This is a genomic window from Rhodobacter sp. Har01 (assembly GCF_020564565.1).
GTDB lineage: Bacteria > Pseudomonadota > Alphaproteobacteria > Rhodobacterales > Rhodobacteraceae > Pseudogemmobacter.
Genome location: NZ_JAJCTD010000058.1, coordinates 1 through 253, shown reverse-complemented (window position 1 = coordinate 253; position 253 = coordinate 1). Strand labels below are relative to the sequence as shown.

At 62.5% G+C, this 253-nt stretch carries 1 pseudogene; it reads right to left on the bottom strand.

Annotated features, from left to right (window positions below):
• Window positions 1–130 (bottom strand): annotated as a pseudogene (locus LHP98_RS19400) (IS5/IS1182 family transposase); the annotation flags it as partial.
• Window positions 131–253 lie beyond the last annotated feature (123 nt).

Genomic DNA, 253 nt, shown 5'->3' with positions numbered 1-253 from the left:
ACTTCAGCAGACGACCCCTCGCATCGGTGACGGCATGCAGTTTGGTGTTCAGCCCGCCCTTCGTGCGCCCGATCAGATGCCCGCGCTGATCGTCGGGCCCCCTTTTTCTTGCCCGTAGGCTCGAAGCTGTGTTTCGGCGTGCAATTTTGACCCCCTAGGTGGGGCTATCGGCGTCCAATTTTGACCCCCCTGATGTTCTGTCAGACCGTCCGTTGCGGGGCAGCGGACGGAGGGGGAGTTGAAGCGGGTGGAC